28 protein-coding genes and 2 tRNA genes are annotated in these 23,874 nt (G+C 42.2%); 29 read left to right on the forward strand and 1 reads right to left on the reverse strand.

Going from position 1 to position 23,874, the window contains the following annotated elements:
- Positions 1–166: 166 nt before the first annotated feature.
- The 23 genes from secG to FFM57_RS08085 all read left to right on the forward strand — a co-directional run bounded on the left by secG (position 167) and on the right by FFM57_RS08085 (position 16,908).
- Entirely contained in the window at positions 167–403 is a 237-nt protein-coding gene (secG, locus tag FFM57_RS07980; protein ID WP_137599992.1) for a preprotein translocase subunit SecG, read from the forward strand.
- 167 nt (positions 404–570) lie between these two features.
- On the forward strand, positions 571–1,320 hold the full coding sequence (locus FFM57_RS07985; protein ID WP_246023468.1) for an alpha/beta hydrolase: 750 nt from the start codon (positions 571–573) through the stop codon (positions 1,318–1,320).
- 7 nt (positions 1,321–1,327) lie between these two features.
- On the forward strand, positions 1,328–3,700 hold the full coding sequence (rnr, locus tag FFM57_RS07990; protein WP_137599994.1) for a ribonuclease R: 2,373 nt from the start codon (positions 1,328–1,330) through the stop codon (positions 3,698–3,700).
- The gene (gene smpB / locus FFM57_RS07995; protein WP_137599995.1) at positions 3,700–4,164 is read left to right on the forward strand and encodes an SsrA-binding protein SmpB; all 465 of its coding nucleotides are present in this window, start codon (positions 3,700–3,702) and stop codon (positions 4,162–4,164) included. The genes rnr and smpB overlap by 1 nt, the downstream gene beginning before the upstream one ends.
- Positions 4,165–4,533: 369 nt before the next feature.
- Positions 4,534–5,253 (forward strand): F0F1 ATP synthase subunit A, encoded by a 720-nt coding sequence (atpB, locus tag FFM57_RS08000; RefSeq protein WP_137599996.1) that lies wholly within the window; start codon positions 4,534–4,536, stop codon positions 5,251–5,253.
- A gap of 41 nt (positions 5,254–5,294) precedes the next feature.
- Entirely contained in the window at positions 5,295–5,510 is a 216-nt protein-coding gene (gene atpE, locus FFM57_RS08005; RefSeq protein WP_137599997.1) for a F0F1 ATP synthase subunit C, read from the forward strand.
- A 65-nt stretch (positions 5,511–5,575) separates the two neighbouring features.
- Positions 5,576–6,106: a F0F1 ATP synthase subunit B gene (gene atpF / locus FFM57_RS08010; RefSeq protein WP_170999941.1), complete on the forward strand. Its 531-nt coding sequence runs from the start codon at positions 5,576–5,578 to the stop codon at positions 6,104–6,106.
- The gene (gene atpH, locus FFM57_RS08015) at positions 6,093–6,635 is read left to right on the forward strand and encodes an ATP synthase F1 subunit delta (protein ID WP_137599999.1); all 543 of its coding nucleotides are present in this window, start codon (positions 6,093–6,095) and stop codon (positions 6,633–6,635) included. Before atpF ends, atpH begins: the two co-directional genes overlap by 14 nt.
- A 32-nt stretch (positions 6,636–6,667) precedes the next feature.
- Positions 6,668–8,224 (forward strand): F0F1 ATP synthase subunit alpha, encoded by a 1,557-nt coding sequence (gene atpA, locus FFM57_RS08020; protein ID WP_137600000.1) that lies wholly within the window; start codon positions 6,668–6,670, stop codon positions 8,222–8,224.
- A gap of 14 nt (positions 8,225–8,238) precedes the next feature.
- A complete protein-coding gene (locus FFM57_RS08025) occupies positions 8,239–9,132 on the forward strand; it encodes a F0F1 ATP synthase subunit gamma (RefSeq protein WP_137600001.1) in 894 nt (297 codons plus the stop codon).
- A gap of 17 nt (positions 9,133–9,149) precedes the next feature.
- On the forward strand, positions 9,150–10,556 hold the full coding sequence (gene atpD / locus FFM57_RS08030; protein WP_137600002.1) for a F0F1 ATP synthase subunit beta: 1,407 nt from the start codon (positions 9,150–9,152) through the stop codon (positions 10,554–10,556).
- Between the two features lie 13 nt (positions 10,557–10,569).
- Positions 10,570–10,992, forward strand: a complete 423-nt coding sequence (locus tag FFM57_RS08035) for a F0F1 ATP synthase subunit epsilon (protein WP_137600003.1) — start codon at positions 10,570–10,572, stop codon at positions 10,990–10,992.
- 125 nt (positions 10,993–11,117) lie between these two features.
- Positions 11,118–11,354, forward strand: coding sequence for a DUF1146 family protein (locus tag FFM57_RS08040; RefSeq protein WP_137600004.1), 237 nt, complete (start codon positions 11,118–11,120; stop codon positions 11,352–11,354).
- Positions 11,355–11,406: 52 nt separating this feature from the next.
- A complete protein-coding gene (murA, locus tag FFM57_RS08045) occupies positions 11,407–12,705 on the forward strand; it encodes a UDP-N-acetylglucosamine 1-carboxyvinyltransferase (protein WP_137600005.1) in 1,299 nt (432 codons plus the stop codon).
- A gap of 16 nt (positions 12,706–12,721) precedes the next feature.
- Entirely contained in the window at positions 12,722–12,901 is a 180-nt protein-coding gene (locus FFM57_RS08050; RefSeq protein WP_137600006.1) for a DNA-directed RNA polymerase subunit beta, read from the forward strand.
- Between the two features lie 399 nt (positions 12,902–13,300).
- Positions 13,301–13,984, forward strand: coding sequence for a 3D domain-containing protein (locus FFM57_RS08055; protein ID WP_137600007.1), 684 nt, complete (start codon positions 13,301–13,303; stop codon positions 13,982–13,984).
- Between the two features lie 88 nt (positions 13,985–14,072).
- Positions 14,073–14,363 (forward strand): membrane protein insertion efficiency factor YidD, encoded by a 291-nt coding sequence (gene yidD / locus FFM57_RS08060; protein WP_137600008.1) that lies wholly within the window; start codon positions 14,073–14,075, stop codon positions 14,361–14,363.
- A gap of 73 nt (positions 14,364–14,436) precedes the next feature.
- The gene (locus FFM57_RS08065) at positions 14,437–15,315 is read left to right on the forward strand and encodes an ROK family protein (RefSeq protein WP_137600009.1); all 879 of its coding nucleotides are present in this window, start codon (positions 14,437–14,439) and stop codon (positions 15,313–15,315) included.
- Positions 15,316–15,330: 15 nt separating this feature from the next.
- Entirely contained in the window at positions 15,331–15,561 is a 231-nt protein-coding gene (locus FFM57_RS08070) for a DUF2969 family protein (RefSeq protein ID WP_137600010.1), read from the forward strand.
- 84 nt (positions 15,562–15,645) lie between these two features.
- Positions 15,646–15,726, forward strand: a tRNA-Tyr gene (locus FFM57_RS08075).
- 5 nt (positions 15,727–15,731) lie between these two features.
- Positions 15,732–15,803: transfer RNA gene (locus tag FFM57_RS08080), tRNA-Gln, on the forward strand.
- Between the two features lie 55 nt (positions 15,804–15,858).
- Entirely contained in the window at positions 15,859–16,032 is a 174-nt protein-coding gene (locus FFM57_RS09875; RefSeq protein WP_170999940.1) for a hypothetical protein, read from the forward strand.
- Between the two features lie 168 nt (positions 16,033–16,200).
- The gene (locus tag FFM57_RS08085) at positions 16,201–16,908 is read left to right on the forward strand and encodes a GntR family transcriptional regulator (protein WP_137600011.1); all 708 of its coding nucleotides are present in this window, start codon (positions 16,201–16,203) and stop codon (positions 16,906–16,908) included.
- Positions 16,909–16,960: 52 nt separating this feature from the next.
- On the opposite strand, the gene FFM57_RS08090 is transcribed toward FFM57_RS08085, so the two are convergent.
- Entirely contained in the window at positions 16,961–17,608 is a 648-nt protein-coding gene (locus FFM57_RS08090; protein ID WP_137600012.1) for a YigZ family protein, read from the reverse strand.
- A gap of 82 nt (positions 17,609–17,690) precedes the next feature.
- Between FFM57_RS08090 and FFM57_RS08095 the strand changes: the two genes are divergently transcribed.
- The 6 genes from FFM57_RS08095 (at position 17,691) to secA (ending at position 23,856) form a co-directional block, all read left to right on the forward strand.
- Complete coding sequence (locus FFM57_RS08095; protein WP_137600013.1) at positions 17,691–17,993, forward strand: DUF7662 domain-containing protein; 303 nt, start codon at positions 17,691–17,693, stop codon at positions 17,991–17,993.
- A gap of 89 nt (positions 17,994–18,082) precedes the next feature.
- Positions 18,083–18,400 (forward strand): PTS sugar transporter subunit IIB, encoded by a 318-nt coding sequence (locus FFM57_RS08100; protein ID WP_137600014.1) that lies wholly within the window; start codon positions 18,083–18,085, stop codon positions 18,398–18,400.
- Between the two features lie 76 nt (positions 18,401–18,476).
- The gene (locus FFM57_RS08105) at positions 18,477–19,802 is read left to right on the forward strand and encodes a DEAD/DEAH box helicase (protein WP_137600015.1); all 1,326 of its coding nucleotides are present in this window, start codon (positions 18,477–18,479) and stop codon (positions 19,800–19,802) included.
- Entirely contained in the window at positions 19,799–20,476 is a 678-nt protein-coding gene (locus FFM57_RS08110; RefSeq protein WP_137600016.1) for a ComF family protein, read from the forward strand. Before FFM57_RS08105 ends, FFM57_RS08110 begins: the two co-directional genes overlap by 4 nt.
- A 148-nt stretch (positions 20,477–20,624) precedes the next feature.
- Positions 20,625–21,167 (forward strand): ribosome hibernation-promoting factor, HPF/YfiA family, encoded by a 543-nt coding sequence (gene hpf / locus FFM57_RS08115; protein ID WP_137600017.1) that lies wholly within the window; start codon positions 20,625–20,627, stop codon positions 21,165–21,167.
- A gap of 169 nt (positions 21,168–21,336) precedes the next feature.
- Positions 21,337–23,856 carry a preprotein translocase subunit SecA gene (gene secA, locus FFM57_RS08120; protein WP_137600018.1) on the forward strand — a complete coding sequence of 840 codons (2,520 nt, stop codon included), beginning with the start codon at positions 21,337–21,339 and terminating at the stop codon, positions 23,854–23,856.
- Positions 23,857–23,874: the final 18 nt, after the last annotated feature.

Raw genomic sequence — 23,874 nt, forward strand, 5'->3', positions numbered from 1 at the left:
TCCATAAGGTTATTTTATCATTTTGGGACATTTTCCCTTTCGATATACCTAGGACATTATCACTTTCGAACGAGATTTTTCCGCTACCAACTTCCCGTTGACTTTTTTTTATGCAAAAGGTATGCTATCCTTAGTGTAGATAGGTGTTTGTAAAGGAGGGAAACTCTTGTATAATTTCTTGCTGGTCATTGTTATTATTCTTTCGGTTTTAATTGTCATTGGGATTATGATGCAACCTAGTAAACAAAATAGTGCGGCTTCAGCGTTTACCGGTGGTGCTGACAACTTGTTTGGTCGTCAAAAAGCGCGGGGCTTTGAAGCTTTCATGCAAAAAGCGACAGCTTACATGGGAGCAGTGTGGATGATTCTCTTATTCTTGTTAGCATATTTGTCTTCAAAATAATGTAAATGACGTTAGAGCCCAGGCAACTTTGTTTGTCGGGCTTTTTTTGATGGTTAAAATAAAATTGCTAAGAGCGTAAAAATTTCAAAAGGAAGAGTTTTCCCTTTGTTTTTTTGAGCATTTCTCAGCAGTCTTTGGTATTCTTAAAGAGAAAGGTGGTGGCCAGTGTGGTGCCGAAAACAATTTATGAGCGTCATGGGGAAACTGCGGTGTTGCTGTTACATGCGTATTCAGGTAGTCCCAATGATGTGCGGATGTTGGCGCGCTTTTTAGAGCGTGCTAATTACAGCGTCTACGCGCCGCTTTTTACGGGGCACGGGACGATAAATCCAGCAGATATTATGAACGCTGGTCCGACTAAATGGCGCCAAGATGCGCAAGAAGCTCTGACTTTTTTAAAAGAAGAGGGCTTTACGAAGATTTTTGTCTTTGGCTTATCCATGGGGGGCATTTTTGCTACCCAATTATTGGCTAGTAATGATGCGACGCTTTGTGGAGGTGGAATTTTTTCTTCGCCAATTTTTCCAGCGCGGAAAAGTCAAGTGCCGGAAAATTTCATCTTGTACGCTACAGAACTTTTCAAACGACAAAAACTTACGGCCGAAGAGTTGACAGCTCGCTTGGCTCCTTTAAAAACAGGAGTAGTGGCGCAACTGGCGGCAATTGAAGCTGAAGCTAGTATGGCCTATGAAGGCTTAACGGCGTTTTCCTGCCCTTACTTTGTGGGACAAGCTGGTCTAGATGAAATGATTGATCCCCAAGGTAGTTTAGTCACTGTACAACAGCGCGTCGTCAATAATTTGCCCACGACGTTTCAGTGGTACGCTAAAAGTAGTCACGTTCTGACGGTGAGTCAGGAACGGAAAAAATTTGAAGAAGACGTCTTGGCGTTTATCCGCCACTGTTCGTTTGTGTGAGGAAATTATGGAAAAATTAAAAACAAAAATTCAAGGAGTTTTGGCCGAAGCTGGCAAAGCTTTGCCAGTAGCTGAGATTGCTGAAACGCTAGGTCTAACCAGCGGTAGCGCGTATAAAGAGCTCGTGAAGACCATCGCTCAATTGGAAAAAGATGGCGCAGTCCAGTTTACAAAAGTCGGCAAGATTCAATTGCCTAAAGAAAATATATTATTAACGGGGATTTTACGTTTGAATGACCGCGGCTTTGGCTTTGTCAATGTCGATCCGGAAGAAGACGACATTTATATCAAAAAAGAAGAGGTGGGCTTAGCCTTAGACGGCGATGAAGTAGCCATTGATATCTTGCATCCCGCAGATCCTTTTTCGGGCAAAGGGGCGGAAGGTAAAGTTGTCGCAATTAAAAAGCGGGGCCAAGAGCGCATCACTGGTGAATTTGTGCCTTACGATGAAGAAATGCAAGGGGATAGTGGGTATTTAGGCTATCTTATCCCGCAAGAGCAAAAGCTGGCGGGGTATCGCGTCTATGTGACGGAAACAGGCTTACATCCTGTAGAAGGAAACATCGTTGTTTTAAGTATTCAAGCTTATCCTAGTCAGCAAAATCCGCAACGGTTTTTAGGACCAATTACAGAGATTCTCGGGCATAAAAATGATCCCGGGATGGATATTTTATCTTACGTGGTGTCTTTAGGTTTAGAAACAAAATTTTCTGATGAAGTGTTAGTCGCCGCTGAAGAAGTACCAGAAAAAATTGCCCCTGAAGATTATCGAAGTCGCCGGGATTTAAGAGACCAAGTGATTGTAACTATTGATGGTGCTGATGCTAAAGATTTAGATGATGCCGTTACGGTGCGTAAATTAGCTAATGGTAATTACTTTTTAGGTGTGCATATTGCTGATGTCTCCCACTATGTCACGGAAAACTCGCCCTTAGACGCAACAGCTTATCAGCGGGGGACTTCGGTCTATTTAACCGACCGTGTGATTCCCATGATTCCACAACGGCTGTCTAATGGCATCTGTTCTTTAAATCCACAAGTGGATCGCTTAACCTTAAGCTGCGAAATGGAAATTGATGGCAATGGACAAGTAGTGCACTATGAGATTTTTCCCAGCGTGATTAAGACGACTGCTCGCATGACCTATCAAGCAGTGAATGAAATTATCGAAGAAGCCTTACCGGAAACGTGTGAAAAATATCAAGACTTAGTGCCGATGTTCCATGAGATGGCTGAACTCCACGAAATTTTAAGTGCCATGCGGACACGCCGCGGGGCGATTAACTTTGAAGATCGTGAAGCGCGGGTGATTGTGGACGAACAAGGACATCCTTTAGACATCGTGTTAAGAGAGCGGGGCACCGGTGAAAAATTAATCGAGTCTTTCATGCTGGCTGCTAATGAAACTGTTGCCGCGCATTTTGCCCAACAAAACTTACCGTTTATTTATCGGATTCACGAAGCGCCGAAAGAAGAAAAACTCCAACGTTTCTTTGAGTTTGTCAGTGTCTTTGGTCTAACGATTCCTGGAACGAAAAAAGGAGTCACGGCAACGAGCTTGCAACAGTTGTTAAATAAAGTTAGCGACCAGCCAGAAGGCCCGGTGATTTCCACCATGCTCTTACGCAGTATGCAACAAGCCAAGTACACCACGGAACCTTTAGGCCATTATGGGCTGGGGGCTGATGATTATACTCACTTTACTAGTCCCATTCGCCGCTATCCGGATTTAATGGTACATCGTTTGATTCATACGTATGGTACGCACCCGCAAGAAGCCGATATTCAACGTTTTGCTGCAAGTTTACCAGAGATTGCGCAACATTCTTCTCAGATGGAAAGAAAAGCGGTAGACGCCGAACGTGGTGTCGACGCCATGAAGAAAGCTGAGTATATGGCTAGTCACATTGATGAAGAGTTTGCCGGTGTGATTAGTTCCGTTACTAAATTTGGCTTTTTCGTCGAACTACCCAATACCATTGAAGGCTTAGTCCACATTAATAGTTTGCAACAAGATTATTTCCACTTTATCCCAGCCCATATGTCCTTAGTAGGAGAGAACACGCGCCAAACCTTTAAGCTAGGACAAAAAGTCGTTGTCAAAGTCGTGAAAAGCGATCCCATAACCCGAACCATTGACTTCCAGTTGGTTGCCGCCGAAGGGATTAAAGAACAAGACTTGAAAAGACGCCAACATCATAAACGACCTGCGGCTAGAGGGAAAAATGAAGGAGAACGTGGCAAACGCTCGAAAGAAACAGCCACCACTAAAAAACGTAGTAGTAAAAATAAAAATAAAAGTCAAAGCAAAGGTAAGGGCGGCCAACGCCCCTTTTACCAAGGCGCCAAAAAAGGCAAAAATAAGAGGGGGAAACGCTAATGCCTAAAGGTTTTGGCAAGCAAATTGCACAAAATAAAAAAGCGTATCACGATTACACCATCTTAGAAACCTTGGAAGCAGGCATCGTGTTACAAGGAACAGAAATTAAATCTATCCGCAATGGGAAAATTAACTTAAAAGACGGTTACGTGAAGCTGAAAGATGGCGAGGCCTATTTGTGGAATGTGCATATTAGTCCTTATGAACAAGGAAATATTTTCAATCATGATCCCTTGCGTTCCCGCAAGCTGTTGTTGCATAAAAAACAATTAGCTAAGTTAGTCGGTGAACTAAAGACACAAGGGACCACCTTAATTCCCTTAAAAGTCTACCTGAAAGATGGTTACGCGAAAGTTTTAGTGGGGCTGGCGAAAGGGAAAAAACAATACGACAAGCGGGAAGATTTAAAACGCAAAGACCAAAAACGCGAAATTGACCGAACTTTACGCCTGAAAAATCGCTAAGACGTGCACAAAAGATAATTTGAAAGTGAGAATCAGGTAAAAAAATTCTCATTCTTTGTAGCCATTGTGAGATTTTGGCCCGTATTGCGCCTAATAATCACTTTGCTTTTCCTTTTTTTGATAATTTGATAGCATAAGCGTAGAGTAGAAAGAGTTGCCCACCATCAGTTTTAACGAATGAACGGGAAAAAAAGCAATTCTTTAAAAAAAGTACTCTGCGCTTTTTTTACTCATTTTTTTTTAAGAATGCCATCTGGAACGTTTATGAAAATTTTTTGAAATTTTCGGTTCTTGGTGGTAGGATAGTGTGGTTCACGAGTGAATCATTTGATTGACTCCCAGCCTTTCAAGAAAAGAGGTGAAAAAAATTTGGATGAAAAGTCTTTGGTGTTTCACATTGGCCCCGTCTGGTTTGATGGTACAGTTTGCTTGATGGTTCTGTTAACTTGCCTTATTATTTTTCTGTTGGTTTATGCCGCTACTCGCAATTTACAGCTCAAGCCTAAGGGAAAACAAAACGCCATTGAGTACTTAGTCGATTTCATTCGTGGAATTGTCAATGAAAACTTGCCAAAAGACCAAGCCGGTAACTTATTCTTGTTTGCCTTCGTCTTGTTCTTGTTTATCATTGTGGCCAACACGGTAGGTTTAGTGACCAAAGTCGTTACCCCAGGTGAAACGACTCTTTGGAAGAGTCCCACCGCCGATCCGATTGTCACGTTGACCTTGTCCATGACTGTCGTTTTATTGAGCAATTTCTACGGATTAAAAACATTTGGTATCAAGGGCTACTTTATCAACAGCTTTATTAAGCCCGTTGCGTTCCTTTCACCAATTAAAGTGATGGAAGAATTTACCAACGTCTTGTCGCTAGGTCTTCGGCTTTACGGGAACATTTATGCAGGGGAAGTTCTTTTGACTTTAGTGGCTAAATTAGCCATGATGTTGCCACCAGTTGGTTTCATCATATCCATCCCGTTAGAAGTCATCTGGATTGGATTCTCTATTTTTATCGGGGCGATTCAAGCCTACATCTTTGTTACATTATCTAGCGTTTACATCGGCCACAAAGTTGAAGTAGCCGAATAAAAACAAAACTAAAAAAACATTTTTCTAGGAGGAAAACTTAAATGAACTACATCGCAGCAAGTATCGCCGTATTAGGATCCGCATTAGCAGCCGCTTATGGTAACGGAAAGGTTATCTCTAAAACATTAGAATCCATGACCCGTCAACCAGAAATGTCTGGTCAATTAAGAAGTACCATGTTTATCGGGGTTGGGATGATTGAAGCTGTGCCAATCTTAGGGATTATCGTAGCCTTCTTACTTATTTTCTTGGGATAATAAAGAAAAAAGCAGGCGCCAAGGGCGTTACCTGCTTTTTCTACTTGTAGCTGAAAGGAGAAGGAATTATGTTACCATTCCTGTTATTAGGTGAAGGCACTCCTTCCACCACGTTAGGAACGATTATTTTCGTTCTATTATCCTTCTTGATTTTGATGTTCTTAGTGAAGAAATTTGCTTGGTCTGCGTTAATGGGCATCATGGAAAAACGTGAAGAAAAAATTGCCAACGATTTAGATTCGGCGGAAAACTCTCGAATCTCTGCACAAAAGCTGGAACAAGAACGTCAGCTTGCTTTACAAAATTCACGGAATGAAGCCATGAATATTGTCACCACCGCTAAAAGTAGTGGCGAACAAAGTAGACAAAATATCTTGCAAGAAGCGCGTAACGATGCAGATCGCATAAAAGAAAAAACGCGGGAAGAATTACAACGGGAAAAAGAAACAGCGATGCGGGATATGCAAAAAGATATCGCCAATCTTTCCATGGATTTAGCCGCAAAAATCCTGAATCAAGAGTTGTCAAAAGACGCTCATGCCCAATTAATTGACGATTATATCGCCCAATTAGGTGAGACTCATGAAGTTAGATAAATATATGGTTGGTCGGCGCTACGGCAAAGCTTTGTTTGAAGCGGCTTTAGACAAAGAACAATTAGCTGAAGTGTACCAAGAGTTGCGTAGCTTGCGGAAAGTCTTTACGAATATTCCGGATTTAGGAGACATCTTAACGGATGCCCGCCTGGAACCAGATGAAAAAGAAAAGATTTTTGCCACGATCGCCCCACGGTATGACGGTTTAGTAGGCAACTTTTTACAAGTGGTCTTTGAATACCGCCGGATGGATGACTTGGTCTTTATGATTGACGAGTATGAAAGACGCTATGATGAATATCGCGGCGTTTTGTACGGCGTTTGTAAGACTGTGCAACCTTTGACACCGGAACAAAAAGCAAAATTAGAAGAAAATTTTGCCCGGGTCGCTCATGTGAAACAAGTACAATTAGACAACCAAGTAGATCCCAGTATCTTAGGTGGCGTTGTAGTAGAAGCTAGCCATAAAATTATTGATGGTAGCTTAAAACGACAAATGGAACGTTTACAACAAGCCTTGCTACAGTAACTTGCGTTGACAGACTAAAAGAGGTGAAAGATTTGGCAATCAAAGCAGAAGAAATTAGTGCGTTGATTAAACAACAAATTGAAAATTATAAGAGCCAACTTTCCGTAGAAGAAGTCGGAACAGTCACCTATGTGGGGGATGGTATCGCCCGCGCTCACGGTTTAGAAAACGCCATGAGTGGTGAATTGTTAGAGTTTGATAATGGCTCTTACGGAATGGCCCAAAACTTAGAAACAAATGATGTGGGGATTATTATCTTAGGTAACTTTGATACGATTCGTGAAGGTGACAAAGTCAAAAGAACGGGTCGCATCATGGAAGTTCCTGTCGGCGAAGCTTTAATTGGCCGGGTAGTCAATCCATTGGGAATGCCTGTGGATGGTCTTGGGGAAATTAAAACCGACAAGACACGTCCCATTGAAGCCATGGCTCCTGGGGTTATGCAACGGAAATCCGTTAAAGAACCTTTACAAACAGGTTTAAAAGCCATTGATGCACTAGTACCCATCGGCCGTGGCCAACGGGAATTAGTTATTGGTGACCGGAAAACTGGGAAAACTTCTATCGCCATTGATACGATTTTGAACCAAAAAGACGAAAATATGATTTGTATTTACGTGGCGATTGGGCAAAAAGAATCTACGGTACGTTCACAAGTAGAAACACTACGGAAATTCGGGGCTTTAGATTACACAATCGTCGTGACGGCTTCAGCTTCACAACCAGCGCCATTACTTTACATTGCACCTTATGCCGGAACGGCGATGGGTGAAGAGTTCATGTATAATGGCAAGCACGTCTTAATCGTTTTTGATGATTTATCCAAACAAGCTGTAGCTTATCGTGAAATTTCCTTGCTTTTACGTCGGCCACCAGGTCGGGAAGCTTACCCAGGGGATGTTTTCTACTTACACTCCCGCTTATTGGAACGGGCAGCTAAACTTAGTGATGAGTTAGGCGGCGGTTCTATGACGGCGTTACCTTTCGTTGAAACCCAAGCCGGCGATATTTCGGCTTATATTCCAACGAACGTCATTTCCATCACGGATGGGCAAATTTTCTTGGAATCTGATTTATTCTATGCCGGTGTCCGGCCCGCCATTGATCCTGGTTTATCTGTTTCCCGGGTTGGGGGCTCTGCCCAAATTAAAGCCATGAAAAAAGTTTCCGGAACTTTACGTTTGGACTTAGCTAGTTATCGTGAATTAGAAGCTTTTACGCAATTTGGTTCTGATTTAGATGCCGCTACCCAAGCGAAATTAAACCGTGGGAAACGGACGGTGGAAATTTTGAAACAAAAATTACACGCACCGCTACCTGTGGCTAAGCAAGTTGTGATTTTGTACGCTTTAACTCATGGCTATTTGGATAGTATTCCAGTAGAAGATATTTTAGACTTTGAAAGTGCTTTGTTTGATTACTTTGACGGCAATCACAAGGAACTTTTAGATGAAATTAAAACAACTGGGAACTTACCAGCTGAAGAAAAATTAAATGCAGCTATTAATGAATACAAACAAATGTACTCTGCCGGTAAAAAGAACGACAGCGCTGTAGAAGAAAAAATAGCTGAGATTAAAAACGCTTAGAAGGGGGTAATCAGATGGCCGGTTCATTAATTGAAATCAAGCGCCGCATTGCCTCAACGAAAAAGACGAGCCAAATTACCCGCGCCATGCAAATGGTTTCTGGGGCGAAATTAACTCGTTCGGAAGCTTCTTCTCGTAACTTCCAAGAATATGCGCAAAAAATTCGTTCCGTAGTGACTCACCTAGTTGCTAGTCAATTAGCCGAGTTAGCTGAAGATGCCAGTGCTAGTTACCATGATATGTTGGTTAGCCGTCCGGTACAAAAGACGGGCTACATTGTCATTACCAGTGATAAAGGTTTAGTGGGGGGATATAACTCTTCGGTCATTAAACAAACGCTAAATATGATTGAAAAAGATCATCAATCTCCTGAAGAATACGTTTTGATGTGTATCGGGGGGGTCGGCGCTGACTTTTTCAAAGGTCGGGGCTTACAATTAGCCTATGAATTGCGGGGAGTCACAGACTATCCGTCTTTTGATGAAGTACGGAAGATTGTCCAAACGGCGACACAAATGTACTCCAGTCAAGTGTTTGATGAGTTGTATGTTTGTTATAACCACCACGTAAATTCTTTAACTAGTCAATTTCGCGTAGAAAAAATGCTACCGATTTCTGACATCGATCCGGAAGAAGCTACCGAGTATGAGCAAGAATATATTTTAGAGCCGTCTAAAGACGCTATTTTAAATATCTTATTGCCGCAATATGCGGAAAGCTTAATCTTTGGGGCTATCGTGGATGCCAAAACAGCGGAACACGCCGCAGGAATGACCGCCATGAAGAGCGCTACTGATAACGCCGGAAATATTATTAACGACTTGACTATTACGTATAACCGAGCTCGTCAAGCCGCCATTACGCAAGAAATTACAGAGATTGTCGGCGGTGCCGAAGCTCTAGACTAGCGATAGGAGGAGAATAAATGAGTTCAGGAAAGATCGTTCAGGTTATCGGACCTGTCGTGGATGTAGAGTTTCCACTAGATCAATCTTTACCAGACATTAACAACGCTTTAGTCGTTTATAAAAATGACGCAAAAAAAACCAAAGTCGTCCTAGAAGTCGCTTTGGAATTAGGCGATGGCATGATCCGCACCATCGCTATGGAATCCACCGATGGCTTGCAACGGGGGATGGAAGTTTTAGACACGGGTAAACCAATTATGGTGCCAGTTGGCGAAAAGACATTAGGTCGGGTGTTTAACGTTTTAGGCGAAACCATCGACCTAGGAGAAGCTTTTCCAGCAGATGCTCCTCGTAATGGGATTCATAAAAAAGCACCGACTTTTGATGAATTATCCACTAGTACTGAAATTTTAGAAACCGGAATTAAAGTTATCGACCTACTGGCACCTTACTTAAAAGGTGGGAAAGTCGGCCTCTTTGGTGGTGCCGGTGTAGGGAAGACTGTTTTAATCCAGGAATTAATTCATAATATCGCCCAAGAACACGGTGGTTTATCCGTCTTCACTGGTGTAGGTGAACGGACTCGTGAAGGAAACGACTTATACTTTGAAATGAAAGAGTCTGGCGTTATTGAAAAAACCGCCATGGTCTTTGGACAAATGAATGAGCCGCCTGGTGCGCGGATGCGGGTAGCCTTAACCGGATTAACCTTAGCCGAGTACTTCCGGGATGAAGCCGGTCAAGATGTCTTGCTCTTTATTGACAACATTTTCCGTTTCACCCAAGCAGGTTCCGAGGTTTCAGCGCTGTTAGGTCGGATGCCTTCTGCCGTTGGGTACCAACCAACTTTAGCAACTGAAATGGGCCAATTACAAGAACGGATTACCTCCACTAAAAAAGGTTCCGTTACGAGTATTCAAGCTATTTATGTGCCAGCCGATGACTATACTGACCCAGCGCCAGCTACAGCTTTCGCCCACTTAGATGCTACAACTAACTTGGAACGTCGTTTAACAGAACAAGGAATCTATCCAGCGGTGGATCCATTAGCTTCTTCTTCTTCAGCCCTAACCCCTGAAATTGTTGGGGAAGAGCATTACCAAGTAGCGATGGAAGTCCAACGCGTTTTACAACGCTACCGTGAATTGCAAGATATTATCGCCATCTTAGGGATGGATGAATTATCTGACCAAGAAAAAATCTTAGTTGCCCGGGCTCGCCGGATTCAATTCTTCTTATCGCAAAACTTTAACGTTGCCGAACAATTTACTGGTTTACCTGGTTCTTATGTGCCAGTTGCTGAAACTGTTCGCGGCTTTAAAGAAATTTTAGCTGGTAAGTATGATGACCTACCAGAAGAAGCTTTCCGCGCCGTGGGACCAATTGAAGATGTCGTGGAAAAAGCAAAACGTTTAGTGCAATAAAGGAGGAATAACCATGGCTGATTATTTAACAGTAAATGTGGTGACTCCTGATGGCTTGGTTTACGAGCATCACGCCCGTTTAGTGGTAGCTCGGACAATTGATGGGGAGCTAGGGATTTTACCCAAGCACGCCCCCATTATTGCGCCTTTAGAAATTGACGAAGTTCGGGTAAAACGGACGGAATCAGACACGCACGTAGACTGGGTTGCCGTTAATGGCGGCATCTTAGAAGTACGGGACAACATCGTTTCCATCATCGCCGACAGTGCTGAGCGGGAACGTGACATTGACGTGTCACGGGCTGAACGCGCACGGATGCGGGCTGAGAAATTGATTGAAAAAGCCAAAGAAGAACATAATGTGGATGAGTTAAAACGGGCAACCGTTGCATTACACCGGGCAATTAACCGGATTAATGTTTCAAAACACCATTAAAAAGTAAACCTTTCTTGTTACAAGAAAGGTTGCTTTTTTATATAAAAGGAAAGAAGAAAACATTGGCATTTCTACATATTTGTGCTATTATCAAAAAGTGTTTATTGTAAAAAGGAGGTCAGGCGATGTTAAGCTATGGTGTGGAAGCAATTGTGAGAATTTGTAGCCACTTAGCTTTTATCTATATGATCTTTTGGAGTATGCAAGCTTTGCGCTTAGAGCAATTTTTTAAAGCCAATCATTATCGGCAAATTCGTACGCTGATGGTCATGACGGCTATTGGGCTTGGCTATTTATGTTCCACCTTTTTCTTAGAGGTCTTGAGTCTGTTTAGAAATTTAATTAGCAGCCTACCTTTTTAAAAGTTTAAAATAAAAAATAATTCAGTTAACGAGATATGTTGGAGGAGACAAGATGGAACAAATCATAGTTCGCGGCGGTAGAAAATTACGCGGGAATGTTAAAATCGAAGGTGCCAAAAATGCAGTATTACCAATTTTAGCAGCAGGGCTTTTAGCGGATGAAGGTGTTAGCACTTTTACCAATATTCCAATTTTATCCGACGTCTTTACCATGAATGAAGTAATTCGCCATTTAAATGTTGACTTGCAATTTGATGAAGCGCACAAAGCGATTTCCTTTGATGCGACGAAACCTTTAAATTTTGAGGCTCCGTATGAGTTTGTTAGCCAAATGCGGGCGTCTATCGTGGTTATGGGACCCTTATTAGCCCGTAACGGTCATGCGCGTGTGGCGATGCCTGGTGGTTGTGCTATCGGTAAACGACCTATTGATTTACATTTGAAAGGTTTTAAGGCCTTAGGAGCGACTATCAATCAAACTAATGGCTATATTGAAGCTTATGCTGAAGAGTTAAAAGGTGCTCGGATTTATTTAGATTTTCCAAGTGTTGGCGCGACACAAAATATTATGATGGCGGCAGTCAAAGCTAAAGGAACCACCGTCATTGAAAATGTAGCGCGGGAACCAGAAATTGTTGATTTAGCTAACGTTTTAAACAAAATGGGGGCTAAAGTTTTTGGCGCCGGCACAGAAACGATGCGGATTGAAGGCGTTCAACACCTAAAAGCTGTTCGTCACGCCATCGTGCAAGACCGGATTGAAGCAGGGACCTTTATGGTGGCTGCGGCCATGACGGAAGGAAATGTGTTGGTGGAAGAGGCCATTGCAGAACATAACCGCCCTTTAATTTCTAAATTACGGGAAATGGGTGCAGAAATTATTCAAGAGGATGGGGGCTTACGAGTAATTGGTCCTAAAGTCTTGAAGCCGACAGATGTTAAGACGATGCCTCATCCCGGATTTCCTACTGATATGCAAGCACAAATGACGGCAATTCAATTAGTAGCCAATGGAACGAGCGTGGTTACGGAAACAGTCTTTGAAAATCGGTTCCAACACTTAGAAGAAATGCGCCGCATGAATGCTAATATCAAGATTGAAAATAATACCGCCTTAATTTACGGCCCTAGTCAATTGCAAGGAGCGGAAGTAGCGGCGACAGATTTACGTGCAGCCGCTGCTTTAATCTTAGCTGGTTTACGCGCTAAAGGTTTAACCCGCGTCTCCAACTTACATTATTTAGATCGTGGCTATTATCAATTCCATAAAAAACTGCAAGCTCTTGGTGCCGAAGTTGAACGGGTTGATTTTGACAAAACAGTTAAAAATACAGCAGAGGCTTTCGTTTAAAAGGAGTAAGATTTTCATGAACACAGAGACGATTCGTTACATTTTAATCAGCGTCATTAAAATCTTGTTGGTGATTTTAGGCATGATTTTCCTTTTTATTATCGGAACAGCGATTGGCTATGGCTTGATTGGTAACGGCAATACCGCCGACGTGTTTGATGGCGAAATTTGGCAACACATCTTTAGTTTCTTTTAAAAAAACGAATTTGCTACCATGTTTTAGGGCGCAGCCTTAAAATATGGTAGCTTTTTTTCTTTCTTTAGGGCTAGACCTGATAAAAAAGCCTTTGCATCTTCGACTTAATTGTAATCAAAGTGTAAAATAGCGTTGTTTTTCTTCAAAGATTCGCAGAAATATTTCAAAAAAATATTCTTCAACGTGAAAAAACGATATTTATAACTAGTAATCTATTTTAAAGACTATCGTTTAAGCGAGAGTATACGTTTAAATAACGTATTACTAAAGTTACGCTAGAGTTACAAAAGAGGGGAACGTAGATTTGCCTGTAAAAAAGGTTTAAATGATCGGTAACCTACCGCCAGGTGTTCCATGCTAAGATAAGCCTTGTCAAAAACAAGGAGGAACGAACACCATATGAAAAAAGCAACATTACCCATGTTAATGATGGGGGTATTACTTGCCGTGGGACATGCCTTTCCGGTTTATGCAGAATCTTTTACAAGCGATGAAAAACAAGTTCAGTCATTAACGGTAGTGGATACCGATGACTCTGCAAATACATTAGGTACACAATTAGTTGCCAGTGTTTCTGAAAGCACGGCCTTAAAAACTATTCAAGCAGATATTGCGGCAAAAGAAAAAGCCGCTGCTGAAAAAGCAGCAAAAGAAAAAGCAGCCGCCGAAGCTGCAGCTAAAAAAGCGGCGGAAGAAAAAGCAGCTGCCGAAGCCAAAGCACAAGCAGAAAAAGAAGCGGCGGAAGAAGCAGCCAAACAAGAAGCTGCTGCTAGTTCCAGTAGCTCAGTAAGTGGTGAAGTTATGTATATGGAATCCACTGCTTATTCTTGCAACGAAGGCTCTATTGGCGGTGGATATGTCACTGCATTAGGTCAAAATTTACAAACAAATCCGATGGCTGTGGCAGTAGATCCTAACGTTATTCCTTTAGGGACACGCCTTTATGTTGAAGGTTACGGCGAAGCAATTGCTTCTGACACCGGCGGGGCCATCAAGGGTAATATCATTGATGTCCATTTTTCAGACCCTAGTCAACTTAGTGCTTGGGGACGACGGACAGTTAAAGTTACTATCTTAAGTTAAATAAATCTTTCGGCAAGCTTCAGAGATGAAGCTTGTTTTTTTTAGTCAAAAAAGTGTATAGTAGTTCTGAGTAAAAGGAGGGAAGTACGTGAAAAAATTTTTAATTTGGTTAGTGCGAGGCTATCAACGCTTTATTTCCCCACTATTTCCCCCTAGTTGCCGTTATTATCCTACTTGCTCCCAATACATGATTGATGCTTTACGCACTCACGGCGCTTTTAAGGGCTTTTTAATGGGGGTCGCGCGGATTCTCCGCTGTCATCCTTTCGTTCCAGGAGGGATTGATTACGTCCCCTTAACCTTTAGTTTGCGTCGCAATCCTGATAAAGAATACCATGGCCCCTACACTTATCGCCGTCATCCACAAAAGCCTTCATAAAATAAAGAGGCTGCGTGTACCAAAAGTTATTTCTTTGTTACAATAAAAGAAAAGCTTGGGGAGGAATAAAGGCATGTTGTTAGTTTTTGATTGGGGCGGTTCTGCTGTGAAGTATGGGTTGTGGGATGGCGCGCAACTGAGTCACCAACAACAATTTAAAACCCCCAGTACTTTTGCAGCATTAAAAGAAAAAATGCAGGCGATTCAAGAGGAACTTGCCACTTATGGGTTAACAGGGGTTAGTATCTCGGCTCCAGGTGCCGTCGACGTACCTGCCAGACGTATTCTTGGCATCTCGGCTATTCCTTATATTCATAATTTCGATATTTTTACGGAACTAGAAGAGTTGTTTCAATTGCCTTTGACGATTGAAAATGATGCCAATTGTGCGGGTCTCGCCGAAGTGTATCAGGGGGTAGCCAAAGACAAAAAAGAAGTGCTCTTTGTAGTGGTGGGTTCCGGTGTGGGGGGCGCCGTTTTTCATGAAGGAAGACTGTTAAAAGGAGCCCATTTATTCGGTGGCGAATTTGGCTTAATGCTCTTAGATGGTGTGCACTCTTTATCTAACCTGGGTACGGCAGTGGCGATGGCCAACCGCTATTGCGATGTACAACAAGTGCCACGCGATACTTATAGCGGCAAAGACGTCTTTGCCTTAGCTGAAAAAGGTGATGTGGCAGCTAAGCTGGAAGTAGAAAACTTTTATAATTACTTAGCCCAAGGACTGTACAATTTACAGTTCACCTTGGATCCAGAAATGATAGTCATTGGTGGGGGCGTTTCAGCATTACCTGGTTTAGCCGAAGAATTAGAAAAACGCGTCTTGAGTTACTTAGCTAAATTTGGAGTTAAAGATTTTACCCCACAAGTTGTGCCTTGCCAATTTCGGAACGATGCCAACTTAATCGGGGCAGCAGTGAATTTTCAATTAAATGATTTACAGGAAAAATAAAGGAGTTCGTTAGTCATGAGTAAGAAGAACAAAGATATTCCCGTTGAAGTACAAGAAGTCCAAAAAAATTATCAAGGACAAAGCGTTACTGCCCAAGCCTTGATTATTGCAAAAAAGGAAATTGGCTACTTAGTTCCGCAAAGTAAAGGCTGGCTAGCCGTTTTACCTGAAGGGGCACCTCAAAGCGTAAAAACCGAAGATGAAGGCTACGATTTACTGATTCGTGCTTGGAATTTGCACGAGTAATTTTTAAATTTTTTTGATAAAAGGACTTGCAAAGTCTGGCAAAGTTCGTTATATTAATTAAGTCAGGTTTTTCACCTGACTCTTGGAGGAGTAGCGAAGTGGCTAAACGCGACGGACTGTAAATCCGTTCCTTAGGGTTCAGTGGTTCGAATCCACTCTCCTCCATATCTTGGGGTATAGCCAAGCGGTAAGGCAAGGGACTTTGACTCCCTCATGCGTTGGTTCGAATCCAGCTACCCCAGTTTTTCAGCATCCAGTCCATGGGTGCTGTTTTTTTATAGAAAGGGGACTATGAAGATGTTATTGAAAAAGCTAAAAGAAACACTACGCCAAGAAACTGAACGGGTTTACGATGCCACCAAAAACAAAGAAGTTGATGCTTGGGTTAACATTGGACCGAAAATTTCCCACGGTGTAAAAGTGAAGCGTGCTACACGCCAAAATATTAAATGGCGCTCCAAAAATTATTAATGTGTGAAAAATTGCAATAAGCCAATTTTAACGGTAGGACAATGTGTCCATTTGCTAGGCCAAAATTGGTCTAGCATTTTTTATTTGCTAGTAGAATAAAACTAGACGAAACCAAGGATTTGGTGTAAATTTGGGTGTAGACCAGTTCTGCTTAAAGGAGGAATACAGATGGCTAAAGGTACTGTACCTGTTTATATCCAAATTCATGATCAAATTAAAAATGAAATTCAACAAGGCCGTTGGCAAGTAGGGGACCGGCTCCCTTCTGAACGAGAATTAAGCGTGAAATTTAAGGTTTCCCGGATGACTTTACGGCAAGCGATTCAAACCTTAGCGGATGAAGGAATCTTGGAACGGAAAATTGGCTCGGGAACTTATGTGGCCTCAGAAAAAGTCCAAGAAAAAATGAGCGGAACGACTAGTTTTACAGAGATTATGTTGTCCCAACAAAAAAGTCCTTCCAGTAAAACCATCGCGTATTACTTTACGACCCCTAGCTCTTCGGAGATGGATCGCTTAAAACTTGCAGAAAATGAAAATATTTTGCGGATGGAACGGATTCGTTACGCAGACGGGGTGCCGATTTGTTTTGAAGTTGCAGCGATTCCGGCTAAATTAATTGAAGGTTATAGTAAAAATGAAGTGAGTCAATCCTTTTACCAAACCCTTGCCAATCACGGTTATGAAGTAGGCCATGCGGAACAAACGATTTCGGCCACTTTAGCAGCTGAACAAATTGCCGAGTATTTAGAAATGAAACGTGGCGATGCCATTTTACGCTTACGCCAGATTTCTTATTTTGCCGATGGTACACCTTTTGAATATGTACGGACGCAATATGCCGGAAATCGTTTTGAATTTTTCTTAGAAAAATAAAAAAAGAGCGGGAGAAAAATTTTCTCCTGCTCTTTTCACATAAACGCTGCAGTTACAACCTCTCGTCAATTGGAACTTCAACATAACGGGTATCTAGCGCTGCGACGGGGACACTGCCTTGTAAAAGCTCCGTAATCTCGGCGGTGAATTGCGGGACCTCATGAACTTTCACTTGAATAATCATGGTTACTTTATCAGTGTAGGCCGTCTCAGTTAAAAGATATTGCGGATGTGTGGTTAAAAAGTAGTCTAGGTTTCCTTGTTGGGCATAATCTAAGACGAGTTGACATCCTTGATAAAGTTCGCCTTTGACTATGCCGATAGCGGCAAGACCTTCTTGCAAACTACCGCTATAAGCTCGCACCAAGCCCCCTGTTCCTAACTTAGTGCCGCCAAAGTAACGAGTGACAACGGCCACGAGATTAATCAATTCTTTTTTTTGTAAAATATCCAGCATGGGAGGACCTGCTGTGCCACTAGGCTCGCCGTCATCAGAGAAGCGCAGCGTTTGAGGTGTGGTGGCTAAGACATACGCAAAGCAATGATGGTTCGCTTTATAGTGGGTCTTTTTAATTTGTTGGATGAAAGCTTGGGCTTCTTCTTCGGTGGTGACGCGCTTTAAATCACAAATAAAACGCGACTTTTTAATGATGATTTCGTTACTTCCATCCTCTTTAATAGTATAATAAGAGTTAAGCATAACAAGCTCCTTTGGCTTTCTTCCTTTTAAGTATCAGTATAGAGGATTTCTTAAAAAATACAACGGCAAAGTAGGTGGCAGGATGAAACGGGAGAAAAAATATGATGGCCTCACCCGCTATTTAAAGCAAAATGGTGGCACACAAGTAACCTTAACCTTTACACAATTTGATGAGTTGCTTTTTCCAGCCTCAGGTTTACCCAAGACTGCCCGCACCTTACCTGAGTGGTGGGCCAATGATTACTTGCATCCGGAAAATGGTGCTTATGGTTGGCTGAATGCCCACTACGAGGTGGTGGTGGTGAATTTGTCCAAAGAGTTCATCGTCTTTAAGAAACTTTTTAAAGAAAATGTTTGGCGAGAAGGAAAAGAATTATTTAGCTAGCGCTTGTTGACAATTCCATTGTTTGACAGTCCTACTTTAAGGTCTATAATCAGAGTTGTAGCGAAAATAAAACAAGGGAGAGACGAATCATGGCGAAAAAAACCATTATGTTAGTTTGTTCAGCCGGAATGTCTACCAGTTTATTAGTAAGTAAAATGCAAAAAGCAGCAGTTGCTCGCGATTATGATGCGGATATTTTTGCTATCGCATCTTCTGAAGTGGATAATAAATTGGCGGAAAAAAACGTGGATGTGGTCTTGTTAGGGCCGCAAGTACGCTTTTTAAAAGATGATTTTGCCAAGAAGACGGCGCCTAAAGGAATCGCTTTAGATGTCATCAATATGGCAGATTACGGCATGATGAATGGTGAAAAAGTATTGGATCAAGCAGTATCTTTAATGAAATAAAATAAATCTCAACTAAGGACCTACGACGGTGTGCTGTCGTGGGTCTTTTTGCGTATCTTTTTACGAGGTGAGGCAGATGAAACAGCTACAAGGACGTAAATTATTAGCAGCTGAAATTACTGAAGCAGAAAAGGCGTTAGCTGCCGGTAAAAAGAAAGCTTTAGTGCAGGTTTTAGACAAAGGATATTGCCAGCGGTGTGGCAGTTCTTTTTCTTGGGAACTTTTTCAGTTGCCAGACGGTCGCGGGTATTGTCCTTATTGTTTAACGTTAGGGCGAGTGATGGCAGGAGATTTTTTGTATCTATTCCCTGTGCACACTGGGGAAAATAAAAATGTGCCTGTGCACTATCCACATCCCTTAAGCACAGAGCAGGCGCGTTTAAGTGCGTGGGTAGTACAACGCGTTCAAAAAGCTGGCGACTCCTTATTGTGGGCTGTTACGGGAGCGGGGAAAACGGAGATGGTTTTTCAAGGTCTCGCCGAAGTTTTGGCCAAAGGTCAAAAGGTAGCGTGGGTCTCACCGCGGGTAGATGTTTGTTTAGAAATAGCTCCCCGCTTAAAAAGAAGTTTTCCGACGATTCAGCAAACCGTCTTACATGGAAAAAGCAGTGAAAGCTATCAAGGAGAGCAATTGGTAGTTTGCACTACCCATCAGCTGCTCCGCTTCCATGAAGCCTTTCACTTACTGGTGATTGATGAAGTCGATGCGTTTCCTTTTACTAGTGAAATTTTTTTACAGCAAGGCGCGCACCTTGCTGTAGCGAAGAAGGGACATACCTTGCTCCTCACCGCCACCCCGACGACGCGGGAATTTACAGCGTTGCGCCAAGGGAAATTATCATATGAGGTGCTGACTAGTCGTTTCCATGGGCAACCTTTACCTGTACCGCAATTTTTATGGCTCAATAATTGGCGCCAAAAATTATTGCAAAAAATGCCGACACGTTTAAAAAAGATTTTAGCTACGCAACGTTGGCTCATTTTTTGTCCGGAAATTCGTTGGTTGCAACAAGCAGCTAAATTTTTTGCCGCCGCCTTTCCCACCAAAAAAGTAGTGAGTATTTACGCCAACGATCCTCAGCGGCATGAAAAAGTTGTGGCGTTACGTTTAGGGGAATATGATTTTATTTTTACCACCACTATTTTAGAGCGGGGCGTTACCTTAGAAAATATCCACGTATTGGTACTAGGGAGCAATCAAAAAATTTTTACCAAAGAAGTACTTATTCAAATTGCCGGAAGAGTGGGGCGCAGCAAAGATTATCCCACAGGCTTTGTCTATTGGGTCCATGATGGTGTGACGCGTTCCATGGTGCAAGCTAAAAGGGAGATTCAGCAGCTAAATCGTTTAGCTCAGGAAAAAGGTCTCCTCTTAGCCCCTAAGGAGGAGGAAGAAAAATGATTTGTGGTGTTTGCTTAAAAGAAAGTCCCCAATTGTGGCAGTTGACGGATTTAATCTCGGTTTCTTTTCAAGCGGTGGGCTTATGTCGTCACTGTCAGCGCAAATTTCATTTCTTGAAAGAAGAAAACGTTTGTCCTGCTTGTTGTCGTCGACAAAAAAATAAAACCTGTTGCACTGATTGTCAAAAGTGGCGTCATTTTTATCCAGAAAAAGCGCCCCATGAAGCCCTCCTTGTTTACAATGAAGCGTTGGCTTCTTGGATGGAAAGTTATAAATTTCGAGGAGCTTATCATTTGCGTTTTAGTTTTGCGCAGAATATCCAGCAAGCCTTATCCAAGCTGCAAGATTGTGTGTTCGTCCCTATTCCCTTGAGTCCTCAACGCCTACAACAAAGAGGATTCAATCAAGTAACAGGTCTTTTAGCAGGTGCGGGTCTGCCATACACGGAGCTTTTAGTAAAAAGCGCCGAGACGACACCACAAAGTCAACGTACCCGTCAAGAGCGCTTGCAGTTGCCCCAAGTCTTTCAAATAAATCCCAGGATAACGCTCTCTTGCCAAAAAGTTATTTTAATAGATGACATCTATACCACCGGCACTACTTTAGTTCAAGGGCAAAAAGCCTTGCAACAAGCGGGTTTTCAAGTAGTCAAGACCTTTAGCTTGGCACGCTAACTTAAAAATAGAGGGAAAGAAAATAATAAATGTTAGCGATTTACTTTCCAAATATCTAACGGTTCGTTATAATTGAATTAAGGTAAGGCGGTTAAAGAGTGGTCCTTTAGCCGACTTTCTCGAGTGGTAAACGAAAGGAGCAATTGCTATGTTCAAATACAATGTTCGAGGGGAAAATATCGAAGTCACCCAAGCGATTCGCGAGTACGCAGAAAAGAAAGTAGGAAAATTAGAACGCTACTTTACTGATGTACCTGATGCAACAGCCCATGTAAACTTAAAAGTTTATACGGAAAAAACCGCTAAAGTGGAGGTTACGATTCCACTTCCATATATCGTTTTGCGGGCAGAAGAAACTTCTCCAGATTTATATGCTAGTATCGACCTAGTAGTGGATAAATTGGAACGTCAAATCCGCAAATTTAAAACGAAAATTAACCGTCGTACACGTGATAACAGTGTGGTAGCGCCAGTAGCACCTGCTGTAGAAAGCCAAGACGACGCTGAAAATGAATTGGACATTGTCCGGACCAAACGTTTATCTTTAAAACCAATGGATTCGGAAGAAGCAGTGCTTCAAATGAACATGCTTGGTCACAGCTTCTTCATTTTTGAAGATGCCGAAACCAATGGCACTAGCATTGTTTACCGTCGGAAAGATGGTAAGTACGGTCTTATTGAAACCAATTAGCATACACTTTATCAAGCTTCCATTAAAAAAAGACGCTGTGGCGTCTTTTTTTAATGGTCAGTTAATGAATTAGTATTTATTTTTAAACTATTAAATGCTAAAATACATAAGATGGAGTCACTTTTTTTAAGTTTTTACCAACGAAAAAATGACGGGAAGGAATCTTTGAATGGCTAATCTATTAAAAAAATTAATTGAAAACGATAAAAAAGAATTAAAACGCTTATCTAACGTAGCAGACCAAGTAGAAAGCTTTGCTGGGGCTATGGAAAAACTTTCAGATGACGAGTTGCGAGGCAAAACAGCGGAGCTGAAAGAAAAAGTTCAAAAAGGTGCTAACTTAGACGATTTACTACCAGAAGCTTTTGCAGTTGTTCGGGAAGGCGCGAAACGGGTTTTAGGCTTGTTCCCTTACCACGTACAGATCATGGGGGGCCAAGTACTTCATAACGGGGATATCGCCGAAATGAAAACTGGTGAAGGGAAAACCTTAACTGCCACCATGCCCGTTTATTTAAATGCTCTTTCTGGTAAAGGTGTGCACGTGGTGACGGTCAATGAATACTTAGCAACACGGGATGCCCAAGAGATGGGAGAACTTTACCGTTTCCTAGGCCTAACAGTTGGGTTGAACTTAAATGCCATGTCTTCTGAAGAAAAACGCGCCGCTTATGCATGTGATATTACCTACTCTACGAATAACGAATTAGGGTTTGACTATTTGAGAGATAACATGGTAGTCTACCGCAACCAAATGGTACAACGGCCTTTAAATTTTGCCGTGGTGGATGAAGTGGACTCTATTTTAGTCGATGAAGCGCGGACCCCGTTAATTATTTCTGGGCAAGCAGAAAAATCTACTGCTTTTTATACGCGGGCTGATAATTTCGTCAAACGTCTGCAAGCAGAGGTGGACTACAAAATTGATGTACAATCTAAAACGATTACCTTAACTGAAGAAGGTATTGATAAAGCCGAAGAAAACTTTGGCGTGAAAAACTTGTACGACGTGGAAAATACCGCCTTAACTCACTATATCGACCAATCTTTGCGGGCCAATTACATCATGCTCTTAGATATCGACTATGTGGTACAAGAAGGTAAAGTTTTAATCGTGGACCAATTTACTGGGCGGATTATGGATGGACGTCGTTATTCAGATGGTTTGCACCAAGCCATTGAAGCCAAGGAAGGGGTCAACATTGAAGATGAAACCAAAACCATGGCTACCATTACCTTCCAGAACTACTTCCGGATGTATGCAAAACTTTCCGGGATGACCGGGACGGCTAAAACCGAAGAAGAAGAATTCCGGGAAATTTATAACATGCAAGTTATTCAAATCCCTACCAATAAACCTATTGTGCGGGACGACCGAGCGGATTTATTATATCCAACTTTGGAATCGAAATTTAAAGCAGTGGTGCAAGATATTAAACAACGTCACGAAAAAGGCCAACCTATCTTGGTGGGGACTGTGGCGGTGGAAACTTCTGAACTTTTAAGCGATTTGTTAACGAAAGACAAAGTTCCTCATGAAGTGTTAAACGCTAAAAACCACTTTAAAGAAGCGGAAATCATTATTAATGCTGGTCAAAAAGGTGCGGTAACTATTGCCACCAACATGGCTGGTCGGGGGACCGATATTAAGTTAGGCCTTGGTGTCAAAGAGTTAGGTGGTTTAGCCGTTATCGGGACAGAACGTCACGAATCACGGCGGATTGATAACCAGTTGCGGGGTCGTTCTGGTCGGCAAGGAGATCCAGGGGTTACCCAATTCTACCTTTCCTTACAAGATGACTTAATGAAACGTTTTGGTTCTGAACGAGTGACCGCCTTTTTAGAACGGATGAACTTAAGCGAAGAAGATTCAGTCATCCAATCTAAGATGCTTTCTAAACAAGTGGAAGGCGCGCAAAAACGAGTGGAAGGAAACAACTACGATACACGGAAAAACATTTTGCAATATGATGATGTTATCCGGGAACAACGGGAAATTATTTACGCCCAACGCCAACAAGTCATTATGGAAGAAAAAGGCTTAACGGCACCTTTAATGGCGATGGTAAAACGGACGATTGGCCGGACGGTGGACGCCAATACTTTAACCGAGGAAAAAGATTGGAATCTCCAAGGTATTGTTGACTTTGCCGGTAATGCCTTAGTCCATGAAGATAGTATTTCCGTGGATAACATTAAAGGAAAAGCACCACAAGAAATAAAAGACTATCTCTATCAACGGGCTGAAGAAGTATTACACGCCAAAGAAGAAGTCTTAAATTCACCAGAACAATTACTAGAATTCCAAAAAGTCGTGATTTTACGCGTCGTGGATAATAACTGGACCGATCATATTGATGCGATGGATCAATTACGTCAATCTGTGGGCTTACGCTCATATGGCCAAAATAACCCCTTAGTGGAATACCAAACTGAAGGGTACCAAATGTTTGAAAGTATGATTGCGGAAATTGAGTTCCAAGCTACCCGTCTCTTTATGAAAGCTGAAATTCGTCAAAACGTGCAACGGGAACAAGTGCCAGCTGGTCCTGCTCGCCAAGAAGGCGTGACGGAAGAAGAAACTAGTGCACCGCAAAAACCAGTGCATGTGGAAAAAGTTGGTCGGAACGATCCATGTCCTTGTGGCAGCGGCAAAAAATATAAAAATTGCCACGGCAAAGATTTATAAGCCTTAAAAAATAAAATG

The sequence above is a fragment of the Enterococcus nangangensis genome (assembly GCF_005405245.1).
Taxonomy (GTDB): Bacteria; Bacillota; Bacilli; order Lactobacillales; family Enterococcaceae; genus Enterococcus_J; species Enterococcus_J nangangensis.

What these genes read in the sequence shown, in the direction of transcription:
- secA (WP_137600018.1), top strand. Translation starts at nt 21,337, where the DNA reads ATGGCTAATCTATTAAAAAAATTAATTGAAAACGATAAAAAAGAATTA.
- atpH (WP_137599999.1), top strand. Translation starts at nt 6,093, where the DNA reads ATGAAGTTAGATAAATATATGGTTGGTCGGCGCTACGGCAAAGCTTTG.
- murA (WP_137600005.1), top strand. Translation starts at nt 11,407, where the DNA reads ATGGAACAAATCATAGTTCGCGGCGGTAGAAAATTACGCGGGAATGTT.
- FFM57_RS08035 (WP_137600003.1), top strand. Translation starts at nt 10,570, where the DNA reads ATGGCTGATTATTTAACAGTAAATGTGGTGACTCCTGATGGCTTGGTT.
- FFM57_RS08095 (WP_137600013.1), top strand. Translation starts at nt 17,691, where the DNA reads ATGAAACGGGAGAAAAAATATGATGGCCTCACCCGCTATTTAAAGCAA.
- FFM57_RS08040 (WP_137600004.1), top strand. Translation starts at nt 11,118, where the DNA reads ATGTTAAGCTATGGTGTGGAAGCAATTGTGAGAATTTGTAGCCACTTA.
- FFM57_RS08050 (WP_137600006.1), top strand. Translation starts at nt 12,722, where the DNA reads ATGAACACAGAGACGATTCGTTACATTTTAATCAGCGTCATTAAAATC.
- atpE (WP_137599997.1), top strand. Translation starts at nt 5,295, where the DNA reads ATGAACTACATCGCAGCAAGTATCGCCGTATTAGGATCCGCATTAGCA.
- atpD (WP_137600002.1), top strand. Translation starts at nt 9,150, where the DNA reads ATGAGTTCAGGAAAGATCGTTCAGGTTATCGGACCTGTCGTGGATGTA.
- hpf (WP_137600017.1), top strand. Translation starts at nt 20,625, where the DNA reads ATGTTCAAATACAATGTTCGAGGGGAAAATATCGAAGTCACCCAAGCG.
- FFM57_RS09875 (WP_170999940.1), top strand. Translation starts at nt 15,859, where the DNA reads ATGTTATTGAAAAAGCTAAAAGAAACACTACGCCAAGAAACTGAACGG.
- FFM57_RS08085 (WP_137600011.1), top strand. Translation starts at nt 16,201, where the DNA reads ATGGCTAAAGGTACTGTACCTGTTTATATCCAAATTCATGATCAAATT.
- FFM57_RS08105 (WP_137600015.1), top strand. Translation starts at nt 18,477, where the DNA reads ATGAAACAGCTACAAGGACGTAAATTATTAGCAGCTGAAATTACTGAA.
- FFM57_RS08100 (WP_137600014.1), top strand. Translation starts at nt 18,083, where the DNA reads ATGGCGAAAAAAACCATTATGTTAGTTTGTTCAGCCGGAATGTCTACC.
- FFM57_RS08110 (WP_137600016.1), top strand. Translation starts at nt 19,799, where the DNA reads ATGATTTGTGGTGTTTGCTTAAAAGAAAGTCCCCAATTGTGGCAGTTG.
- smpB (WP_137599995.1), top strand. Translation starts at nt 3,700, where the DNA reads ATGCCTAAAGGTTTTGGCAAGCAAATTGCACAAAATAAAAAAGCGTAT.
- FFM57_RS08090 (WP_137600012.1), bottom strand. Translation starts at nt 17,608, where the DNA reads ATGCTTAACTCTTATTATACTATTAAAGAGGATGGAAGTAACGAAATC.
- FFM57_RS08070 (WP_137600010.1), top strand. Translation starts at nt 15,331, where the DNA reads ATGAGTAAGAAGAACAAAGATATTCCCGTTGAAGTACAAGAAGTCCAA.
- FFM57_RS08055 (WP_137600007.1), top strand. Translation starts at nt 13,301, where the DNA reads ATGAAAAAAGCAACATTACCCATGTTAATGATGGGGGTATTACTTGCC.
- FFM57_RS08025 (WP_137600001.1), top strand. Translation starts at nt 8,239, where the DNA reads ATGGCCGGTTCATTAATTGAAATCAAGCGCCGCATTGCCTCAACGAAA.
- rnr (WP_137599994.1), top strand. Translation starts at nt 1,328, where the DNA reads ATGGAAAAATTAAAAACAAAAATTCAAGGAGTTTTGGCCGAAGCTGGC.
- FFM57_RS08065 (WP_137600009.1), top strand. Translation starts at nt 14,437, where the DNA reads ATGTTGTTAGTTTTTGATTGGGGCGGTTCTGCTGTGAAGTATGGGTTG.